The organism is Anabaena lutea FACHB-196, assembly GCF_014698305.1.
Lineage (GTDB): Bacteria > Cyanobacteriota > Cyanobacteriia > Cyanobacteriales > Nostocaceae > Anabaena > Anabaena lutea.
Window position 1 is genome coordinate 211,902 of record NZ_JACJST010000007.1, and the last position, 20,803, is coordinate 232,704.

General features: G+C 39.1%; 21 protein-coding genes. 9 read left to right on the plus strand and 12 right to left on the minus strand.

What is annotated here, in order from left to right; genetic code table 11:
• The first annotated feature begins 8 nt into the window (after positions 1-8).
• The 4 genes from H6G59_RS10270 (at position 9) to H6G59_RS10285 (ending at position 4,151) form a co-directional block, all read left to right on the plus strand.
• The gene (locus H6G59_RS10270) at positions 9-1,403 is read left to right on the plus strand and encodes an HlyD family secretion protein (RefSeq protein WP_190714046.1); all 1,395 of its coding nucleotides are present in this window, start codon (positions 9-11) and stop codon (positions 1,401-1,403) included.
• Between the two features lie 136 nt (positions 1,404-1,539).
• Positions 1,540-2,187: a hypothetical protein gene (locus tag H6G59_RS10275; protein WP_190714048.1), complete on the plus strand. Its 648-nt coding sequence runs from the start codon at positions 1,540-1,542 to the stop codon at positions 2,185-2,187.
• 287 nt (positions 2,188-2,474) lie between these two features.
• Positions 2,475-3,152, plus strand: coding sequence for a response regulator (locus tag H6G59_RS10280; RefSeq protein WP_190714050.1), 678 nt, complete (start codon positions 2,475-2,477; stop codon positions 3,150-3,152).
• A gap of 45 nt (positions 3,153-3,197) precedes the next feature.
• Positions 3,198-4,151, plus strand: a complete 954-nt coding sequence (locus H6G59_RS10285; RefSeq protein WP_190714052.1) for a sensor histidine kinase — start codon at positions 3,198-3,200, stop codon at positions 4,149-4,151.
• Positions 4,152-4,361: 210 nt separating this feature from the next.
• Here the strand turns inward: H6G59_RS10285 and H6G59_RS10290 are convergent, their stop codons facing one another.
• Positions 4,362-4,892, minus strand: a complete 531-nt coding sequence (locus H6G59_RS10290) for a DM13 domain-containing protein (protein ID WP_190714054.1) — start codon at positions 4,890-4,892, stop codon at positions 4,362-4,364.
• A 584-nt stretch (positions 4,893-5,476) separates the two neighbouring features.
• Between H6G59_RS10290 and H6G59_RS10295 the strand changes: the two genes are divergently transcribed.
• Positions 5,477-6,439: a ribonuclease Z gene (locus H6G59_RS10295; protein WP_190714055.1), complete on the plus strand. Its 963-nt coding sequence runs from the start codon at positions 5,477-5,479 to the stop codon at positions 6,437-6,439.
• A 500-nt stretch (positions 6,440-6,939) separates the two neighbouring features.
• Here H6G59_RS10295 and petA read toward each other — a convergent pair whose 3' ends face one another.
• Positions 6,940-7,941, minus strand: a complete 1,002-nt coding sequence (petA, locus tag H6G59_RS10300; protein ID WP_190714057.1) for a cytochrome f — start codon at positions 7,939-7,941, stop codon at positions 6,940-6,942.
• On the opposite strand from petA, the gene H6G59_RS27585 reads away from it, so the two are divergent.
• On the plus strand, positions 7,904-8,029 hold the full coding sequence (locus H6G59_RS27585; RefSeq protein WP_277924627.1) for a hypothetical protein: 126 nt from the start codon (positions 7,904-7,906) through the stop codon (positions 8,027-8,029). The two genes, petA and H6G59_RS27585, sit on opposite strands and share 38 nt — an antisense overlap.
• A 77-nt stretch (positions 8,030-8,106) precedes the next feature.
• On the opposite strand, the gene petC is transcribed toward H6G59_RS27585, so the two are convergent.
• The gene (gene petC, locus H6G59_RS10310) at positions 8,107-8,646 is read right to left on the minus strand and encodes a cytochrome b6-f complex iron-sulfur subunit (protein ID WP_071189884.1); all 540 of its coding nucleotides are present in this window, start codon (positions 8,644-8,646) and stop codon (positions 8,107-8,109) included.
• Between the two features lie 345 nt (positions 8,647-8,991).
• Here petC and H6G59_RS10315 point away from each other — a divergent pair, with 345 nt between their 5' ends.
• Positions 8,992-9,300, plus strand: a complete 309-nt coding sequence (locus H6G59_RS10315) for a DUF3067 family protein (protein ID WP_190714059.1) — start codon at positions 8,992-8,994, stop codon at positions 9,298-9,300.
• Positions 9,301-9,503: 203 nt separating this feature from the next.
• Here H6G59_RS10315 and H6G59_RS10320 read toward each other — a convergent pair whose 3' ends face one another.
• The 3 genes from H6G59_RS10320 to H6G59_RS10330 form a co-directional block, all read right to left on the minus strand.
• Complete coding sequence (locus tag H6G59_RS10320; RefSeq protein ID WP_190714061.1) at positions 9,504-10,019, minus strand: Imm42 family immunity protein; 516 nt, start codon at positions 10,017-10,019, stop codon at positions 9,504-9,506.
• 154 nt (positions 10,020-10,173) lie between these two features.
• Positions 10,174-10,968 (minus strand): twin-arginine translocase subunit TatC, encoded by a 795-nt coding sequence (tatC, locus tag H6G59_RS10325; protein WP_190714064.1) that lies wholly within the window; start codon positions 10,966-10,968, stop codon positions 10,174-10,176.
• Positions 10,969-11,132: 164 nt separating this feature from the next.
• A complete protein-coding gene (locus H6G59_RS10330) occupies positions 11,133-13,322 on the minus strand; it encodes a lytic transglycosylase domain-containing protein (protein ID WP_190714066.1) in 2,190 nt (729 codons plus the stop codon).
• 417 nt (positions 13,323-13,739) lie between these two features.
• Here H6G59_RS10330 and H6G59_RS10335 point away from each other — a divergent pair, with 417 nt between their 5' ends.
• Positions 13,740-13,919, plus strand: coding sequence for a hypothetical protein (locus tag H6G59_RS10335; protein ID WP_190714068.1), 180 nt, complete (start codon positions 13,740-13,742; stop codon positions 13,917-13,919).
• Between the two features lie 16 nt (positions 13,920-13,935).
• Positions 13,936-14,475, plus strand: coding sequence for a type IV pilin-like G/H family protein (locus tag H6G59_RS10340; protein ID WP_190714069.1), 540 nt, complete (start codon positions 13,936-13,938; stop codon positions 14,473-14,475).
• A 53-nt stretch (positions 14,476-14,528) separates the two neighbouring features.
• On the opposite strand, the gene H6G59_RS10345 is transcribed toward H6G59_RS10340, so the two are convergent.
• The 6 genes from H6G59_RS10345 to H6G59_RS10370 form a co-directional block, all read right to left on the minus strand.
• Entirely contained in the window at positions 14,529-15,788 is a 1,260-nt protein-coding gene (locus H6G59_RS10345) for an FAD-dependent hydroxylase (RefSeq protein ID WP_190714070.1), read from the minus strand.
• Between the two features lie 135 nt (positions 15,789-15,923).
• Entirely contained in the window at positions 15,924-16,703 is a 780-nt protein-coding gene (locus H6G59_RS10350) for a YebC/PmpR family DNA-binding transcriptional regulator (protein WP_190714071.1), read from the minus strand.
• A 310-nt stretch (positions 16,704-17,013) separates the two neighbouring features.
• The gene (locus tag H6G59_RS10355; RefSeq protein ID WP_190714072.1) at positions 17,014-17,652 is read right to left on the minus strand and encodes a Uma2 family endonuclease; all 639 of its coding nucleotides are present in this window, start codon (positions 17,650-17,652) and stop codon (positions 17,014-17,016) included.
• Positions 17,653-17,839: 187 nt separating this feature from the next.
• Entirely contained in the window at positions 17,840-18,442 is a 603-nt protein-coding gene (locus tag H6G59_RS10360) for a hypothetical protein (RefSeq protein WP_190714073.1), read from the minus strand.
• Between the two features lie 42 nt (positions 18,443-18,484).
• Positions 18,485-19,510 (minus strand): glucokinase, encoded by a 1,026-nt coding sequence (locus H6G59_RS10365; protein ID WP_190714074.1) that lies wholly within the window; start codon positions 19,508-19,510, stop codon positions 18,485-18,487.
• Between the two features lie 66 nt (positions 19,511-19,576).
• A complete protein-coding gene (locus H6G59_RS10370) occupies positions 19,577-20,224 on the minus strand; it encodes a histidine phosphatase family protein (protein WP_190714075.1) in 648 nt (215 codons plus the stop codon).
• Between the last annotated feature and the right edge of the window lie 579 nt (positions 20,225-20,803).

Genomic DNA, 20,803 nt, shown 5'->3' on the forward strand with positions numbered 1-20,803 from the left:
AGGGAATAATGAGCTATAATCACAATGAAAAAGTTATCTCCTCATGGGAAAATAATGACTTTCTTCCTCCTATTAGTTTTTGGACATCGTTGGCGGGAATTTTTCTCCTTAGCACTGTTGCTACTGGAATTACCCTCTCTTCATGGGTCAAATATAATGTCACGGTGAAAGCTGCTGCAACTGTCCGTCCTACAGGTGAAATTCGTGTGGTACAACCAGAAATAGAAGGCGCTATTAAAAGTATTTTGGTGAAAGAAAATCAGGTAGTTAAAATGGGAGATGTCATTGCCAATCTTGATACGGATGAATTGCTAATCAAAAAGAGCCAATTACAAATTAATATACAACAACGGAAGTTACAAACAATCCAAATTGATGCCCAGATTCGTATTTTAGATGGTCAAATTTTAGCAGAACAAACATTTATAGAACGGACTATTGCTTCAGCAAAAGTCGATTTGTTACGCAATGAACGCGAATACCAAGAAAAGCAAATTAATACTCAAAATGAATTTCTTTCATCGCAGGCAAGTTTGCAAAAAGCCAGGACAGATTTAGAAAAGGCTGAAGCTGATTTAGCATTTGCTCAGATAGATAGCGATCGCTATAACCAATTGTCAGAAATTGGAGCTATTGGGCGGCGAGAATTTGAGCAGAAACTATTGGTTGTTAAGCAGTCAAAATTAACGCTACAAGCAGTACAAAGATCTTTTGAAATAGCTGCAATCAAAGTTAAATCAGCTAAGGTTGCAGTTAATCCAACTACAGCAATGGTGAGGATAGCACAAGAACGTATCGCTCAAGAAACTGCTAAAGGTCAAGCCAGTATCTCTACTTTAAAAAAAGAAAAACAAGCATTAATTGAAAGACGCGTTGAATTACTAACCCAACTTAATCAATCTCAAAAAGAACTCCAGCAACTAGAAAAGCAACTAAAAAAAAGTATTATTATTGCCACTAGTAATGGGATCATTTTCAAGCTGAATTTGCGAAATGCTGGTCAAGTAGTCCGTACTAGCGAATCTATTGCTGAAATTGTGCCTAATAATGCTTCTTTAGTGATTAAAGCTATGATTCCTACGGCTGACATTCAAAAGGTGGCTGTAAATCAAGAAGTGCAACTGCGTTTTGATGCCTGTCCCTATCCAGATTATGGCACTCTTAAAGGTGTTGTCAAAGCCATTTCTCCAGACGTAATCACAACTCAAGGTAATGATACTGCCCAAACATCTTCTAGTAGCTACTTTGAAGCAACTATTCAACCTGAAAGACTTGAATTTGGTACTACACATCATCAATGTCATATTCAATCAGGAATGGAAGTAAAAGCTGACATTATTTCTAGAGAAGAAACTGCATTGAAATTTATTCTGAGAAAGGCAAGGTTAATTACTGATTTATGAGTAATTATCAATGTTATGTATTGTGAAATCCAATACAAGTAGATTTTTTAGATTAAACAACCAGTCAAAAAAAGGCGCTAGATGTGAGTAAATAAATTAATACTGAATTATTCAAGTCATAACCATTCTAAAGTTTATGACATCTGAACTAATGATTCAAAAAGCATTACAGTGGTGGTCTTATAGACAATCTATAAAGCTATTTTTGGAAGCTGAAAAAATCCGAGATGGCTTATTACAAGAATCTTTCACTATACGTCGCAGTTTAGATATATTGACGACAGATAATTTGAGTTTGTCAATCGATGGAATTCAAGAGTGTATCAAAAAAGTTGATAATTTTCATCACTCTTTAGTACAATTGAGCGACCGCTTATGTCCAACATTTATTCAAGATAGTTTACCTTTATCTATTGAGTACTTATTACAACCTTGGCTATCCTCCCATCCCCACTTATATTTTCATATTGATATGCCAGATTACTGGCGACATGAACCCACTGAATACAGCTTAATAATTTTAAGATTTTTAGAAGAATTACTGATAATAGCTTTACCAGAAGCTGAACTTTCAATCGCTGTTTTTCTCTATATTAAATTAAAACAGATAGGAAATATGGGGCAATTGGTGGTAAAAATTTCCTATCCTGATATATCTACTCTTATTTTTCATTCCCAGTTACCTGAATTAGAATATCTTTACCATATCTTTAAGTTTTTAATATCCGGTAGATGCTTGTACTATCAGAGGAATCTTCGGTCATTTTGGCATTTTTATTGGTAAGTATTTTACATGACTAATTAACTAACAGTATGCCAGATGTTCTGTCAGTGAAATATATGATAAATACTCAACTAACTCTAACTAAAAATAGTTGATTTTCAGAAAAGAAAGGTAGTAATTAAAACTTCGATTAGCGCTAACTTATAAATTCAGGGTCATACACCTCATAGTCTATCAACTAGAAGTAATAAAATCTAAATAAAATCTAGTAGAATCTAATTAATTGATATTCATAGTGGTCAATTAAACAATACTGATGTGTTTCTTTATCAGGGTGTTTGTTAAATATGAAACAAATTTTATCAGCAAAGGAATTGCTGAAAATTATCGTAGTTGATGACCATGAATCAGTTTTAAGTGGGACAGTTGATATCCTCAGAAAAAACTATCCTAGGGCTGAGTTTATAACTGCTATAAATGCTAATAATACTCTTGAGCAAGTTACTAGCTTACAACCTGATCTAATAGTTATGGATCTTTCTATTCCAGAAGGTCTGGAAATGAATGCAAGACCGGATAACGGTATTAAACTTCTGAAAATTTTGATGGAAAGATATCCCCATTTGAATATTGTTGTCCAAAGCGCTCATGTGAGAACATTGATACGTATTCGGCTAGATATTGATAGTCATAAAGGAGGATTTACTATTGCTGATAAAAGTCTTTCTAGCCAGGAAATGTTAACAAGAGTTGATTGGGCATTACAGGGATTAACCCATACAAAAGATATCAGCAGAATTCACTTAGGATTAGAGGTTAAACCAGAGTGGCTAAAGGTACTGACTCTAGCATTTGAGGAAGGATTACAAGATAAATCAATAGCTGAGAAGATGTGTATATCTGAACGCATGGTACGTCATTATTGGAGCAAGCTACAAGATGCATTAAATGTTTACCCTGAAGAAGGGAAAAATATCCGTATTCAAACTGAAATGCAAGCAAGAGAAAAAGGCTTAATTGATTAATTATCAATATCAAATAATGAAATCTTCAGACTAGATATAAAGCTTATGCAGGTGAAAGTTGGTAAAACACTTAAAGAGCAATGGGAATATAGTTGGATTTTCTGGTGGTGTATTTTAGAAATTGCTACTGCTAGACTGATGAAATCTCCACTAGAAAGTATTATAGTTATTAGTATCGCCACCTCTAGTCTAGTTAGCATTGGGCATTTACTTTTAAATGAGAGTATTTTGGTTTCAATATTTCCAGCAAGTTTAATTTTTGTGATCAATTCTATAACCATCACAGCTTTTTATCAATATGATCAAGCTGTTAGGTCAGGAATTAAAGCTAGGCAAACTATCATTGAAATTACATTTGAAACAATTCACAACGGACCACTTCAAAACCTAGATAGGGTTTTGAGACTAGTGAAAGGACAAGATTTACCAATTCAAAAATTGCTACCTGAACTGGAAAAAGAACTACATAAATTAAACCAAGATATACGAGGAATTTATGAGTTTTGGGAACAGGAAACTCTCACCGGTGGACCTAGTCTTTACTTAGGAAACAGTATAATTATAAATTTGCAAGACCCTCTCCATGAAATTCTCTATCAAGTTTATAGCTATACCTTGGAGAGAGATTTTCCTTGCTTTAAAACTCTCAAGCTGAAAATCCGCACCTTTGAACCTATAGATGAAAGAAATTTGACCCTTGAAAACAAGCGAGGACTCTGCCGATTTCTGGAAGAAGCTTTGTGTAATGTGGGCAAACACGCTATAGGAGTCACCTGTCTCCAAGTCGCTTCCTCTTCATCTGCCGGCTGCTATACATTAAGGATTATAGATGATGGTTTGGGAGTTAACTCTTCCAGGGAAGGTCGGGGAACGCAACAGTTTAAACATTTAGCACGACAAATTAAAGGTAAATTTCGACGGGTTCCCCTTTCTCCTCAGGGAACTCTTTGTGAACTCTCTTGGAATGAGACAAATTTTTTCAGAATTCTAGATTGCTAAAGGCAGAGTGGGTAGCTTCTGAATATATTGTGAGTTATCACAAGACTTTCGCCAAAAAATAGAGCAACTTTACTATTTAATTTCATAAAGTTTCTCTTTGTGAATTGTAGTTACAGCAGGAGTCAGGAGTAAAACTGGCTTGGTGTCTAGGTTTCAATTTTAATTCTGTATCTCATTGATCTGCAATCTGCTGTAGTTTTTGATTAACTTTTAACTGCTCAAATTAGCAGCGCCAAAAGTAGCATTAAACTTGCGACACCAGATAGCAGCAGATTTGTAGTCTCCTAATTTGATGTTTTGAGGAATGGAATATGTTTGAGCGCCACTATATTTTTGTAAGGGAGCAAGGACAACGTAGTCTCCTTTTTTTAAGGGATAGGATGGTGGCTTAGTTGAATTAATTACGTTACCTGAACGATGCAAAATTACTACCAAATCCGGCCCTGATTCAGAGGTTTTAAATGATTTCTCAAGCTCTAGAAATGATTTACCGTTTTTAGTAGTAATACGAACTTTCCCTTGAGTTGTATGTTCTCCAGAAACAAATGTACCTGACTTCATAGCAGTTGAATCTGGAGATTGTGCTGACTGGGCTATAGGTTGAGCCTGAGTTGAAGATCCGGGAATAGATGCATTCACAGCTATAGGACTTTGATTAGTCTGGTTATTTGATACTTCGCGAACGCAGCCAACTATAACAAGAGAAGACAAGCCCAGTATGAATAAATTTCTTAAGTTCATAATTTTAATTCCTCAATACATTAATCAGCAATATAGCTCTTAGTTTGAACTTTAAACTGATTGTTGCTTAAATAATTTATCTTAAGATTATAGATACATAAGGATTGATATCTAAAAAACTGATATTTTACTGAGAAAGTTCTTACAGATTTCTCAGCCAAATTTAAATTTTTAGGTAATGTAAAAAAATTCTAAGCTTCGTCATAACTAAGCGGTAGTAGGTTGGGACTTGAATTATAAATCCCCAAACCTGTAATCATCGTTGTTTTCAGCCAGGATAATTTGCAACTATAGTTGTGATTCAGCCTTAATCTTGGTTCAGAAAAATTGGGATAAAGTAGCCTGAAATCATTACACTATAAACGGTTCAGTTTTTTTGATGATTGGGAAGTGCGATCGCCCTGCCATCCTCTCTCTTCATCCTCTTTTTTTTGGCGAAGGTATTGTTATCATGGAGAAATTATAATATTTTGGCATTTTGCCCCTTCTCAGGTGGCTTATTGGTGAACGTAGATTTGCTCAACAACCATGTCACTATAGGGGATAAATCCTCATATTGAGCAAGAGAAAGGCTAAAAAACGCTGTGCAGATAACATTTTTAGGGACGAGTTCCGGAGTACCTACAAGATCACGTAATGTTTCCAGTGTCGCACTGAGATTACCGCAACGGGCAGAACTGTGGTTATTCGACTGCGGTGAAGGTACTCAGCATCAAATTTTGCGAAGTGACCTGAAAATTAGCCAACTCTCCCGAATTTTTATCACCCATATGCACGGTGATCACATCTTTGGCTTGATGGGACTGCTTGCCAGTTGCGGTTTAGCTGGTAATGTAAAACGAGTTGATATCTATGGCCCATCTGGGTTAAATGAATACCTACAAGCGGCTTTACGTTACTCCCACACCCACTTTTCTTACCCAGTCAAGGTACATACAGTCCATCCTGGGGTAATTTATGAAGACGATGAGTTTATCGTTAGTTGTGGTCTTTTGCATCACCGCATTACAGCTTTTGGTTATCGCGTAGCCGAAAAAGATCGACCAGGACGTTTTGATGTCGAAAAGGCTAAAGAATTGCAAATCCCTTCCGGCCCCATTTACGGGAAACTCAAGCGCGGTGAAACAGTCACCCTTGCAGATGGACGAGTGATTCATGGCGACCAATTGTGTGGAAATACGGAAATTGGCCGGAAAATGGCCTATTGTACAGACACTATTTATTGTGATGGTGCAGTGCAATTAGCACAAGATGCGGATGTGTTAATTCACGAAGCTACCTTTGCTCATCAGGATGCAGATATGGCTTTTCAAAGATTGCACTCTACAAGCACAATGGCAGCACAAACAGCTTATGCAGCTGGGGTAAATCGATTACTTATGACTCATTTTAGTCCTCGCTATGCGCCAGGAAATGACATTGAGTTAAAAGATTTACTTCGAGAAGCCCGTGCTATTTTTCCGAAAACGGAAATGGCTCATGATTTTATGATCTATGACGTACCCAGACGGCGGGAAATTGACTCAAAAAGTACAATTCATAATTGATTAAGTAGGGTTTGCGGAAAAAGTCTTTTCGTTAGAGTCAGGAGTCAGGAGTCAGGAGTCAGGAGTCAGGAGTCAGGAGTCAGAATTAGAAGCATTAAGAATAGTTTCAAAGAAAGGAAAGTGATTGGTTTTTGATGGGTTTAATGTCTATTCGTTGCACCGATTTTTATTTTTTGGCAAAATGTATAATTAATTTTGCTGAGATACTTAATTTATAGCAACCGCCAAGGTGGTTAGGACATGAACTAATGATAAAACCTAGACACAAACAGACTTTCAACTCTGTCACCTGCCACATCATATCATGTCCGCCTAATCACTTATCAAAAAAAAATCTCCGCGTCCCCGCGTCTCCCTCTCTCCGCGTCAGTCTAAATGATAAGTATATCTCTGACGAGACGCTACGCGAACAACCGGACATGATATCATTGCCTTACAGGCAGAAATAAAAAAAGACAGGTATAATGCCTGTCCGAGAATTAATTATTTAGCAGAGAATTTTAGAAATTCATTTCAGCAGCTTGGACTTTTTCCACCTGCTTCTTCTTCAGTACCAACATCACTTGTGCTAACATCACCAAACAGATGAAAGCCACTAACCATGAGACTCTGGAACTGTCTTGGAGGACGATTTCTGCATCTTTTTGACCGAAACCACCGACGTTAGGATTCACGGTAAGAGCATCACCAGATGCAACTGTTTGTCCTTCCGAAACAATCAGGTCTGGTCCTGCGGGAACTGTATCATTAACAACTTCACCAGCTTCAGTTTTGATGCTGACTACATATTTAACATTACCGTCTTCACCTTCTTCTTTGGCAATCTTGCTAATTGTGCCAGCAGCAGAAGCGTTGTAAATGTTGTTATTGCTCTTTTCACCTGTGGGGTAAACTTGTCCACGTCCCCGGTTTCCACCTACATGAACGGAATATTTGCCGAAGTGGATACTCTTGTCGGTTGCGGGGTTAGGTGAAAGAACAGGGAAGACGATTTCTTGATATTGTTCGCCGGGTAATGGTCCAACGATGACAATATTGTCTTTTTCTTCACCGTAGGGTTGGAAGTAAACATCGCCTACTTCTTCTTTCAGTTCTTCAGAAATGCGGTCTTCTGGTGCAATTTTGAAGCCTTGAGGCAACATTAATACAGCACCGACATTCAAGCCAACTTTAGAACCATCAGCACCTACTTGCTGCGCGCTGGTGTCGTAGGGAATTTTGACAATCGCTTTAAATACGGTGTCAGGTAATACCGATTGGGGTACTTCCACTTCTGTGGGTTTGGCTGCTAGGTGACAGTTAGCGCAAACAATCCGCCCTGTTGGTTCGCGAGGGGTTTCAGGATAGGCGGCTTGCGCCCAGAAGGGATAAGCAGCAGCGGTTTGGGGTAGGGCTAAATCGCTGGTGAAGAAAAAGGTCAGGGTAGCGATCGCTATCAGCAATGAGTTTACCATTGCTTTAGCAATGCGAGTTAACCTCGCAGGTGTACAGGCGTTTCTCATCTCTATAAAGTCATTAGTCAGTGGTCATTGGTCATTGGTCATTGGTCATTGGTCATTGGTCATTGGTCATTGGTCAAGAGTTGATTAAAAATTCTGGACTGTTGACTTCAGACTAATAACTTAACACTCAGTACTCGGTACTCGGTACTCAGTACTCGGTACTGTTTAAGACCACCAAGCGGGTTCTCCGGTGCGGAAGTCAGTTTCTGTCCAAGGGGTCAAAACGATTTGGTCGTCATTAACTGTGGTGTGAGCCAAAGCCAAAGATTTCGGTGCAGGCCCCCGAACAACTTTACCAGTTGCATCGTACTGGGAACCATGACAAGGGCATTTAAACTTGTTCTCAGCTACGTTCCAGGGAACGACACAACCCAGGTGAGTGCAGATGGCGTTGATACCATAATCAGCGATCGCTTCTTTGCTTTCAACGACAATATAGGTGGGGTCGCCTTTGAGTCCTTGAACTAGAGTGCGATCGCCTACATTATGGCTAGAAAGAAATTGACTAACTTTTACGCTGTTACCCAGTTCATCTTTTGCTGTTGTACCACCACCAGCACCACCACTAGCAGGGGGAATAAAGTAGTTGACCACGGGATATAATGCTCCCAAAGCCACTCCTGTCACAGTTCCAAAAGTGAGCAGGTTCATGAATTGACGACGACCTATATCAGGAACGTCCACTGATTCGGAAAATTGAGCCATAATCTACGCGCAATTGTGTAATTTTTTTAACATTTTGACAAGCTTGCTAGTACTTAAGCAATTCTTGCCTGAGTCGAAATGCTAACGCCCCCAGGGATGCCACACTTCTTTGTTGCAAGACCTGTCTAGCATCTTTTCTGTTAGCATTACATTTCTTTATATCCTTATCATACTGGAGTTACGGAACTTAACATCATAACTAAATGTAAAATCTAATTGAGAAAACCTCTGATCCCATAAGGGAATAGGCTGTGATGTTTCCCAGGAATCAAACAGCCTTACTCAGAATTATTCCAAATCCCAAATCCCAAATCCCAAATCCCAAATCCCAAATTTTTAATTAATATGACAGGAAAGGAATTACGTCAACTGTTGATTGATAAGTGGGGATACTCATACGATATCCAGTTACGCCGGACACAGGGGAAGATATTTCTACAAGTCATGTGGAAATACCTTGAGCAAGCCTCATTCCCCTTAAGCGAGTCTGAGTACCAAGAGCATATGGACGGTATTGCTAATTATCTTCATGCTTTGGGGGGAACAATTCAAGTACAAACTTTTATTACACAAACTAAAGAGCGTCCCCGACAGGGTAAAGCTGTTAGTATTCCCCTGGATTTGGGCGATCGCGCTTCTGAATGGATATTATGAATTTAAATATAGCAGATTGCAGATCAATGAGGTACAGAATCAAAATTGAAGCCTAGACAGCAAGCCAGTTTTACTCCTGACTCCTGACTCCTGAATTCTGCTGTAACAATCTTCGTAATTCGTAATTCGTAATGCCTCTTGCTGCCTTTGAGAGAGCTTCGCTAACAGAGGAGCTATAGGCTAACGTAATTCGTAACAGAGATTTATACCACCTGAATGAGATTAAAGTACCAAGCAATGAAAGATTCAATAAGATACTTGTAGGTTTTAGGTTTCAATCTGACTTCCTTAATAGACTGAGATGGAAAATCTTTCCAGATAAATCTTTCTTCTTTTTCTCCTTCAATCAGGAAAGCCATTTCTCCATCAAATGCTTCAGAAAAACCTGGACATATACAAAATTTTCTATATTTTTTCTCCAGTTCTTCTGAACTCCAATGAGATTCAATATTATCACCGTAAAGAGCAGAATCAAGAAATTTAAAAACTTCTAAGGCAGTCATTCTCATCAAATTTGAATCTTGCCTTTTTCCACATTCTGTTAAAGAAGACTTAAAATAACTGTAAGGCACATTTAGCATCACTGTTAGTGAAAAATCTCCTATCGCATATCCTCCAGCCCAAAGAGCAATATGTCCAAATAAGTAATCTTGTAGTTCGTTTTCTCTTGGATCTAACAAGCACTCTAGAGCTAATTCTTGTTTATCCCCCAATAACATAAACTATCTTCCACTTTTATCTCTATCAAGGCTTTTTAAGCTTTTACTGATAGTGCCGTATGTAAATCTTTACAAGAGAATGTTTTGAGTTTTATAAAAAAAATTACAGGATGTCAACTTTCCTGTATTTTGTGGCATGAAATCAGAAAGACTTTTATTTACCTGTTAGTTTAACTAAACCAACTCCACCAAAATAAAGTCCTAAAACCGCCCCTGCTAAAAGACTTTGGGTGAGAGGGTCAGTAGAAGGTGTAAGTACAGCACCCAAAATGACTGCTCCCATAATTACAAAACGCCAACCAGCCAGCATTTTTTCGGAAGAGACAATACCTAAATTACCTAGCAACAATTGAATAATGGGAATTTGAAATGCTAACCCAGTGCTGAATAACAATAACAGCACAAATTCAAAATATTTTTCAATTGACCATATTTGTTCGACAACATCTGCACCGTAGCTGATAAAAAATTGTAAAGCTGCGGGAATAAGTAGCAAGTAAGCAAATACTAAACCGCCGAGAAATAGCACACTGGAACCCAAAACCACAGGTGCTAACAAACGACGTTCTCGACGTGTTAGTCCGGGAAGTACGAATTGGATAATTTGGTAAAGAATAAAGGGACTAGCAAGCACTAAGCCACTGTAACCCGCAACTTTGATCGAGACAAAGAAATATTCTCCTGGTGCTAGTTGCAGAAATTTTATACCATGTGCTGGGACTTCTAGTAGCTGTACAAGAGGTTTAACGACGATAAAACAGCCGATAACACCCACAGCTACAGCAATTAGAGAATAGAAAATCCGCTGCCGTAATTCTTCAAGATGGTCGAAAAATGACATTTCCACATCATCTGGTAACTCATCTTGGGGATTAACTTCTGAATTTCCGTATCCTTCTGTATCTATATTAGGAGAATTGATAGTATCTACATCTGGTGAAGGTGTCATGAGTTAGTTAATAGGCAACATTCCTTAACTATTTTATCTGTGAGAGCGACTTTGAGAAGGGGACGGGGAGAAGAGGACGCGGGGACGCGGAGATGGGGAGATGGGGAGATGGGAGAAGATGACGCGGTGACGCGGAGAGGGGGAGACGGAGAGAGGGTAATTTTTTACTGTGTTGGTAATTTGGGGTGTGCGGCTGAGTATTTAGCAACCACAGCCGAAATTGATGGGTTATAAAGTCGTAGATAATTCCAGTAATTACCAAAGACTTGCCTTACGTAATTTCTGGTTTCGTCAAAAGGAATTTCTTCCACAAACTCATCTGGATCTTGTTTGGGTATGGTTCGCAACCATTTAGCAACGTTACCTGGACCGGCATTGTAACTAGCGATCGCTAACATGGAATTATTCCCATATTGCTGATGAGTATGATCTAAATACCAAGTCCCCAGCATAATGTTATCGTTGGGGTTTTCCAAACTAATGGTTTTCATATCAACATTAATTTGCGGGGCTATCCATGCTGCTGTACTGGGCATTACCTGCATTAAACCCGTTGCACCGACTACAGATTTAATTTTTGGCTGAAACCGCGACTCCTGACGCATCAGGGCTGTAACTAGCAGAGGATTAAGTTTACGTGTAGTTGACCATTTTTCAATTTCTTGGAGATAGGGAAAAGGATAACGAGCTTGCCAGTAAATGATTTGTTGACTTAAAGCTGTATATTCGGCTTTTTCTGTTGGTGTTTCCCGATCTTCCAACTTAGAAATCTTATCAATACCGATGAGATTTTCTCCCTTTGCCAATAGCATTAACCCTTCGGTAAATTCTTCGGCTACAGTAGGCTTGTCTTTGCTCTGAAATTCTGTTTCCCACTGTAACCAAGCATCACGATCTTGACCTAACAGATATAATTCCTTAAAAGTCTCAGAACCCGCTGTTGGCACAGGACGCTGATGTGGGACAACTTCAGGGTTCATCAGTCGCAGGTTATTAAAATTACCTACATCTAACCCCAAAATGCTGGCAGAGCGCCATGCGTAATAAGATTGGGGAAATTGGCTAAGTACATACTCATAAGCAGTACGAGCTTCCTGCTGTTTTCCTAGCATTGTTGCCCATTTACCTACCCAAAACCCGGCTCTAGGAGCCAAAATGCTGTTAGGATTATTCGCAGCGATTGGTTGCGCCCATTCCCATGCACCTACATAATCTTGGGCTTTGGCTTTATTAAGGGCTATTTTCCAACGATATTCTGCCGCTTCGTTAGAACTGCTATACTTACCTAACAGTAATTTCCAAGTTGTATTCGCTGACTGGTTGTCGTTGAGAGTTTCCAGTAATTTAGCTTTTTGTACGAGTGCTTTCGGTGCTTGTTGAGGAAACTTATTAATTATTTGGTCAAGATAAGGTATGGCGGCTTTTCCTGGGGCAATTTCTCCTAATCTCAACAGGGCTGTTCCTGTTTCCTCAGCGGTGGGAAATTGTTGTACCTGTTGTTTATAAAGAGCAACTGCTTTATCTCGCTCTTTGTTTAACTGTAACCCTCTAGCGGTGCGGTAGAGGTTGCGGGCTGTTTTGGGTGCTTTAGTATAAGCATTAGCCGCTTTGGTAAATTGATTATTGTCCCAGTAGACTGAACCAATTAGTTCCCAATCTGCGGGTGTGAGTTGAGGCTGTTTTACCAATTGGTCTAATATACCGACAATGCCCGGTTCATTGGCGGCATATTTGGCTAAGATTAGTTTTAACTTGGGCTGATTGGGATTATCTTTTAAGCGTTTGCGGATAATTTCCCAGGTGAGGGGATGAGAAGGAAATTGTGCGATCGCTTGATCATGTAGTTTTGGTAGCCCAATCAAGTATATTGCCTTAACTGCGGCTGCTTCTTGGGGATAATCTTTTAGCACTTTTTGCCGCAAATCCGAAGCTTTTCCTTTTTCACCCAGCATATCCTGTGCCTGAGCCTGCTTGAGCAAAATGTATGGTGCTAAAACCGGATAATCTTTCTCCAGTCCTTGTAGTAAGGTTAGGGCTTTTTCCCCTTGGTTGGTTTCAATGTAATCGCTGGCCAAAATATAACTAGCTCTTTCTTTATCTGGAGAATTGCTGGCTTGAGCAATTTCACTTAGTTTGGCGGCACGTTCTGGTAAAGATTGAGATATTAAACTAAATACAACCGACTTTGATTTATTAGTCTCAGATAATTGCTTAGGCTGACTCTGACTTACGTTTAACCATTTGCTTAGGGTTTTTCCAGCTTGTGGGGCTGATACCATACCCCCGACTAAAAAGGCACATAGTCCTGCGCCAGCAATCAGATAAATTTGCTTGTTTTGTAGTTTCTTCAGCATGGATACCCGCTGTTGATGTAGCGTCTCAAGGAGAAAGTTTTTGATCAATTTCTTGCAACTTTAACACTACTGGCAGAAAATGTTATCACTTTTAAGTCCGAAATTGAAAATTTTTAGACTCAATAGTCGTAATTTGAGTGTTACAGCAGATTGCAGATCAATGAGGTACAGAATCAAAATTGAAACCTATACACATTCGCCAGTTTTACTCCTGAACGGCAGTTGACGGCAGTTGACGGCAGTTCCTCTTTGGGGAAACCACCAAGACCGGACTGCCTTGGAAACCCTAGTCGAGTACTGCCTCCTCCTGAACCGATAGCGCAGCGTGGCGTAAGCCATAGGTCTGCGAAGCGTCTCCTGAATTCTGCTGTATGCAGGAATAGCAATTCAAAAGATTCAAAATTTAACTAGTTAAAGATGTACAACTTTGCTGCTACTTGGGAACAAGAAACAATAGTCTTGGGTGCTTCTCGTCTTCCTGGTGTGAATCCGTATTTAGAACAACCTGAATTGTGGCATCAAGTGCGAAACTTGCCAATATTTGATAACTACATTTTTGATAAATTGTATCAATTCTTTTTAAAAAAAATGGATTGAGGTTATTTAATAATCTATGGATAAAAAATCATTACTTTCTAAAAAATATCTTTTCCCCATTATTGTGATTACTTTGATTTTTGGATGCGGATGGTTAGGTTCAGAATTGTTAGTGCGTTCAATTATGAAAGTAGAAAAAATAGAACCAAAGTATTTGGTAAATGCTATAAATAGATACCAAAGATACTACTATATGCAAAACAATAAGTTTGAGTCTAATTCATCTGTAGTTCTATCAGAATTGGGAATTAATTCACAATATGATCAATACCGACACACACATCCAGAACAATATATTTATGCAGTGAAAGCAATAGACGCTAATCAAGCTATAGCAATAGCTACACCGAAAATAACTGGACTCAAAAGCTATACAGGAATTGTATTTGTTAGCAAAACAGCAGAACTCAAAACTATAGGTATAGTTTGTGAAAGTAATCAACCATCAACAATACCACCGGAAAGTCCTAAATTGGTTGGAGGTAAAATTATTTGCGGTTTAGACTCAACTGAGGTTGCTAAATCCCTATACTATAATGAAAATCAACCCGATTGATATGAAAACCGGGTTGAAATAATTCGTAATTCGTAAACTTGCATTCGCAATATTTACTGTTTCCCTAATTCTGGAGTTTTCCCTTTTAAACCAATCATTAATTTGAGCGCAAATCTTTTTAACATTGGGACTCGCTGCATAAACCATAAACCCAAACGTCGGATGATTACCACTGGTAAAAAGTTATTAGAAAATACTCGATCTAACAAATCGGTAAAACCTAAAATTGCGAGATTTTCTTTTTTTCTCCAGCGTTCATATTTTTTGAGAATTTGGATATTACCAATATCTTCACCGACTTGGTGCGCTGTTTGGATGACTTCTGCTAAAGCTGCTGCGTCACGAATACCTAAATTTAAACCTTGTCCACCGACAGGATGACAGTTGTGTGCTGCGTCACCGACTAAAGCCAGACGGGGGAGAACATAGCGATCGCTCTGCATCAACTGTACCTGAAAAATAAAGCGATCGCCTAATAATTCCAATTTACCCATCTGATCACCATAGCGTTTGGTGAGTTCAGCCAAAAATTCTTCATCATTTAAAGCACACAAAGTCTTGGCTTCTTCATGAGGTGCAGTCCACACAATTCGGCAACGGTTCCCCGGTAAGGGTAAAATTGCAAATGGTCCACTAGCCCAAAACTTTTCGTAAGCTGTATAGTTATGGCATTTTTCCGGCTTGACAAAAGCTACAATACATGATTGCCAATATTTCCAGCCTTTAGTTTTAATTCCCGCAGCTTGGCGAATCGGCGACTTTGAACCATCTGCTGCCACTAATAATTTACTGCGGATTGTCCGATGTTCACCATCAACTTTGATATTAACAGTAACTATATCTTTGTCATTTTGCGTATTTATCACTTCGGCTGGACAGAGATAAGTTACATTCGGGCAAATCTGTACAAATTCCTGTAAAGGTTGTAACAGTGCATAATGTTCAGCCACATAACCTAATTCTGAAGTCCCTAAATCAGAAGTTTGGAATTTCACCACATCGGCATAGTCAGCATCAGATAGCCGTACTTTGTTATATTTAGCCACATTAGGCAAGATTTTATCCCAAATACCAATTCCTTGGAAAATTCGGGCTGAAAGCATATGTACGGCGTAAGCTTGGCCTTTAGCGACTGCTGCTGATGTCACCTTAGCTTCAATTAGTAGCACAGTTAAGCCAGAGTCTTTTAAAGCAGCCGCTAGGGTTAAGCCAACAATCCCACCACCGACAATTACCAAATCATAATCATATTCCCCTTGGTGTGTGGGTGTGTGGGGAGGAGGAAGGGTTTGAGTAAGCTGAGTCAGGGACATTGTTAAGATAGATTACGGCGTTTTACCTATTATTTTCACGCAACTCCCCTCAGAGAGCAAGTTAAAATAATTCGTAATTCGTAATTCGTAATTCGTAATTAACCCGGATTTTATATGTTTCCCATTAAGAGTTTCTTAAACCATAGTAGCCATGAGATTATCCGCCATGTCAAAATTGGCTGTCACATTTTGTACATCATCTAATCCTTCTAGGGTATCAATCAATTTGAAGAGCGATCGCGCCTGTTCAGAATCTGTAACTTCCACCTGATTACCAGGAATCCAGCGCAATTCCACATCTGCCACTTTAAAGCCTTTTGCTTTGAGTGTTTGACTGAGAGTTTCTAAATTTGCTACCTCAGTAAATACTTCAGCGGTTTCATCTTCCGTCATTTCATAGGACTCAGCATTACCTTCTAAAGAAGCTTCTAAAAGCTGTTCTTCATCAACCACACCCTTAACTACACAAACACCTTTTTGGGTAAACATCCAACCCACACAACCTGTTTCTCCCAAATTTCCACCATTTTTACTAAAAGCTACACGCAAATCAGCGGCTGTACGATTGCGGTTATCTGTGAGGGCTTCAATTAAAATTGCTACACCACCAGCGCCATAACCTTCATAGCGAATTTCTTCTAAACTGGAGTTATCGCCCCCAAGAGTACCTGCACCTTTAGCGTTCGCGCCTCGCGTGCCGCAGGCAATCGCTCTTTCAATATTATCATTAGGAATCCCCGCCGCCTTCGCCTTGTCAATCGCCGTCCGCAGTTGAAAATTACCAGCAGGATCTGGTACACCATTTCTAGCAGCAACAATTATCGCCCGTGACAGTTGAGTGAAGATATTTCCTCTTTTGGCATCTACTACAGCCTTCTGACGCTTAATATTTGCCCATTTACTATGTCCTGCCATAATCTGAAATTAATTAATTATACTCTAGACTGCTGAGATTTGAACTTTTACAAGATTACGAAAAAACCTCAATGTGTCGTAGGGGTAAAGCGCAATGCTAAACCCCTATTTATGGAATCAAAGGATTAAGCATTTTTGAAAAAGTTTATTTTTAAACCGTTTTGAGTAATATTAACACTCTCTTCAAAATTAGAATATATCTAGACTTTCGCCCAAATGCAATTGAAGCAGAGGGTAGCGGAGGAAAAAAATTCACCAAGAAGTAGGTAAAATGGGGAGACGGGAACGGTGAGATACTCACTGCAATTAGTTATTGCTGAAATTCAGTTAATAACCAAGCACAAACTTGACCATGATTCATCTGTCGAGTGCGTTGTAATGCTTTATTGAGTAAAGTTATGGATAATCCTGATAAAACTTGAGATTGAGTAATTCTTCTACTGCCGCCATTTTCCATCTCAAAAGCAATTATCTGCACATTCTGCACATCAACTATCCAATATTCAGCTACACCTAAGTCCTCATATATTAATCGTTTTTCACCCTTATCATCAGCCAGGGAATTATGAGCAACCTCAATGACTAAATTTGGCGGTGGATAAATATCTAGATTAATGATGGAAGTACCGTAGGGAATAATATTGGCATTTTCTCCAATGTAGTAAGATACATCAGGTTGAGCATCCAAGCCTAATTTTTGATAAGTACAGTTATTTTTACCATTCATATCAATGCCTTTGGTAGCCACAAAAATGCCAATAGCAGAGATAATAATTGTATGATCGCTGGCGTGGTCATTGCCCACGGATGGCATTTCTACCCTCATTTGTCCATTGTGGTAGTAGGTTTTAGCTTTTTCATCAACACGATTGTCAATGGTTTGCATATATTGATCCCACGTTCCTACTATCCAGGTGTCAGTTGGTAATTGTGGTTTAATTTCGCTCATATCGGAATTTTAATTATGAGAATGTTATGGCTAATCTAACTAATTATAAGGCTAAAGCCCTTACACACAAATTTCATCCAACTTCGCTCAATTTGCTCTCATTTCATACGACTATAAGTCGAGCCTAAGAACAGCAAAAATTCATTTAGCCCGCCTATGCGGGCTTTGCTTATGTATCCCCAGATTTTCACTTTCTCACAACCAATTGAAAGGAATTCAAATACCCCGTGATGGTTTTAGCTAAAGTCGAACGCTGTTTTTTAGAAACTATACCTATGACCTGATACAAGCGCCCTTCCGCCACATACATTCTGTTGATAGTTACCTTACCAGCCGAATCTACATACTCAATTTCTTTCCCCGGTTGCCCATTGGAACTACGAATATTACGTTGACTAACTAAATTGCTTTGTGTCGCTTTTAAGGTGTTATCCTGGGCTTGATCCAAGATTTTTTGGGGGTTAGTCATTTGAGCATAGCTATAGGGAAATTCATTGTAAGTTACTAAATATGCTACTTCCTGTTCTGGTGGTTGGGCAGCAAATATTTCTAATTTTATTTCTCCCATGTAGGTTTTTTGGACTTGAGTTTTCCTTTTCGGTCTTCCTGGCATTAAAACCTGAAAACTCTTATCTGGGGGAGTGAATACCTTCCATTTTGGCTGCACTACTTTAGGAACAGTCGGTTTACTAGGAGAAACCGCTGGTTTGGGTGAACGCGTCTGGGCTGAAACATAACCACTGTATACAAAAGTGGCAGCAATGAAAGGTAGTAAAATTTTGATAGTCATATTTATAGCATTCGCAGATGCAGATTTGATTGTTCCTGCTATTTATAACCTAGCTGCACACACAGCAGCACCAATTAATCCTACTTGTTGGTTAAGAATTATATGTACGGGGATTTCTTCCAAAATAGAGCGCATTCTCCCTTTTTGGGTAAAATTTAACATAAAACTACCATTTTGCATTAAAGGCAGGATTTTGGGGGCGATACCACCGGCAATGTATAATCCACCGTGGGGTAAGAGTTTGAGAGCAAGATTGCCAGTTTCTGCACCGTAAGCCTCTATAAATAGTTGCATGGTTTGTTCAGAAAGGCGATCGCTTTTAGCCAAGGCTGCACTTCCAATAACCGCACCAGGATCAACTGTTTTTTCTGATTTTCCCGCTTCTTGTTCCCAACTTCTGACAACTTGGGCAATTTCTGGTGATTCGGTGGCTATTTGTCTATCTCGCAAAAATTGGTAAATGGAAGTAATCCCTAAGCCGGACACAACTCTTTCTACAGAAGCCCGTTGAATACCATGTTTATCCAACAAGTATTTCAACAACTGAAATTCTAACTCGGTGCGGGGTGCAAAATCTGCGTGTCCACCTTCTGAGGGAAAAACATGATAATGGTTTCCCTGTTTAATTAAAAATCCTTGTCCTAAGCCAGTTCCCGCACCAATAACCGCCATTGGCGCTTCTGGTTGGTGTTTACCAACTTGCAAAGTCAGCAAATCTTGTTTGGTTAAACCAAAAATGCCATAACCCACAGCCGCAAAGTCATTAATTAGAGAAATGGAGAGAATACCTAATTCTTGGGCTAAACGTTCTGTATCTAAAAACCATGTTAAGTTAGTTAGTCTGGCAGTATTTTTAACTACTGGGCCGGCAATTCCAAAACAGGCTTTTTCGGGTGTTGATGTATTCGCCGCTGCCAAAAACTTCTGCACTATCGGTACTAAATCGGGAAAATCGCCACTGCGATAACTCTCCTCATAAAGAGTCTTTAAACCTAGCGAATCTGAGGATTCAACCAAGCGCAAAATAGTTTTCGTCCCACCAATATCTCCTGCTAGTAGCAATGTCATAAAGTTTATCAGTTAGTTACTTTTTCTTAGTTAGTATCCAGTAATTGCTACACCCTAATTAGAGATTTAAACAAATCGCACCATTTCTTCTACTTGAGTCAAATGGGAAGTATCTCCCTTTAGTTCTAGCAACCATTCTGACTCTTGACGTACGACTTTAACTAAAGAACATAAAGTAGCTTTAACTTCAGTTTTGGCTATGTCCCCTACTAAGCCCATTGCTGCACCCAACACAGAAGCGCCATGTGCTACCAAAAGAATATCATTTGGCCAGAACTCACTCACCAGACATCTTGCGGTTTGTGCAGAACGCTGTCTGACTTTTTCATGGGTTTCGGGATATTGTGCTGCAATCCGCGATGTGTAGCTAATATCTATTCTGGGGAATAATGCTGCTAAATCCGACGTTGACAGTCTTTCTGGTGCTTCTGTCATCCATTCTGGATTTAACCACTCACTCAACCCTGTTTCTAGTTTAATCTCTAAATCTAGGACTTCTGCGATCGCATTAGCTGTTTGCACTGTTCGCAGAAACGGAGATGCAAAAATATGTTTGATTTTTTCGCCTTTGAGTCGTTTTGCTAGTTGTTGTGCCTGTACCATGCCATCATCTGATAAAGGTGGATCATACCTTTTTTCGGCTGTGAGAAACCAATCAGGGTTGACAAAGTCCAGTCGGTTGGCGTGTCTTGCGATCCAGATGATTTGACTCATGGGGTAGAATTTTACAGGTATCAATGGGTGCAATTTAAATCTTAGGACATAAGTGTTATATTTCGTAATAATTTAGAGGATTTTGTTTTTTAATGAACCACGTTCTGCGTTCGCGTAGCGGTGCGTAGCACTCAGCAGTTCCCGCAGGGTAAGCACAAAGAACACGAAGAGAAGAGAGGAAGAGTGAAAAATTTTTTTTTATCTCAACCAGTAAATTATCTTTTCTGAAGCAGAGGAGAATCTATATCTAAAAGCCAATTTTCATCAACAAATTCCATATTTTCATTATAGATAAGAACTAGCTCACCTATCTTTTCTAGCGGTTGATTTTCTTCTTGGTAAGATTTATCTTCTGGGAAACACGAAGCCTCAACAGCTTGTTTTATAGACCATTCATAAGCTAACAGAGAAAATTGTAATTTAAGAAATCGTTTATTTTTGCTAAATCCTACAGAACTACTGATTAATTCTGCTGTGGTAAGCTGTTGTGCAGCTAGATTGTATAATAGAGAATTAAGTAACTAAGCGATAGCTTCTGAGTTATGCCAGCAAAAAACCATCTGTCTAAAGAACAGAGAG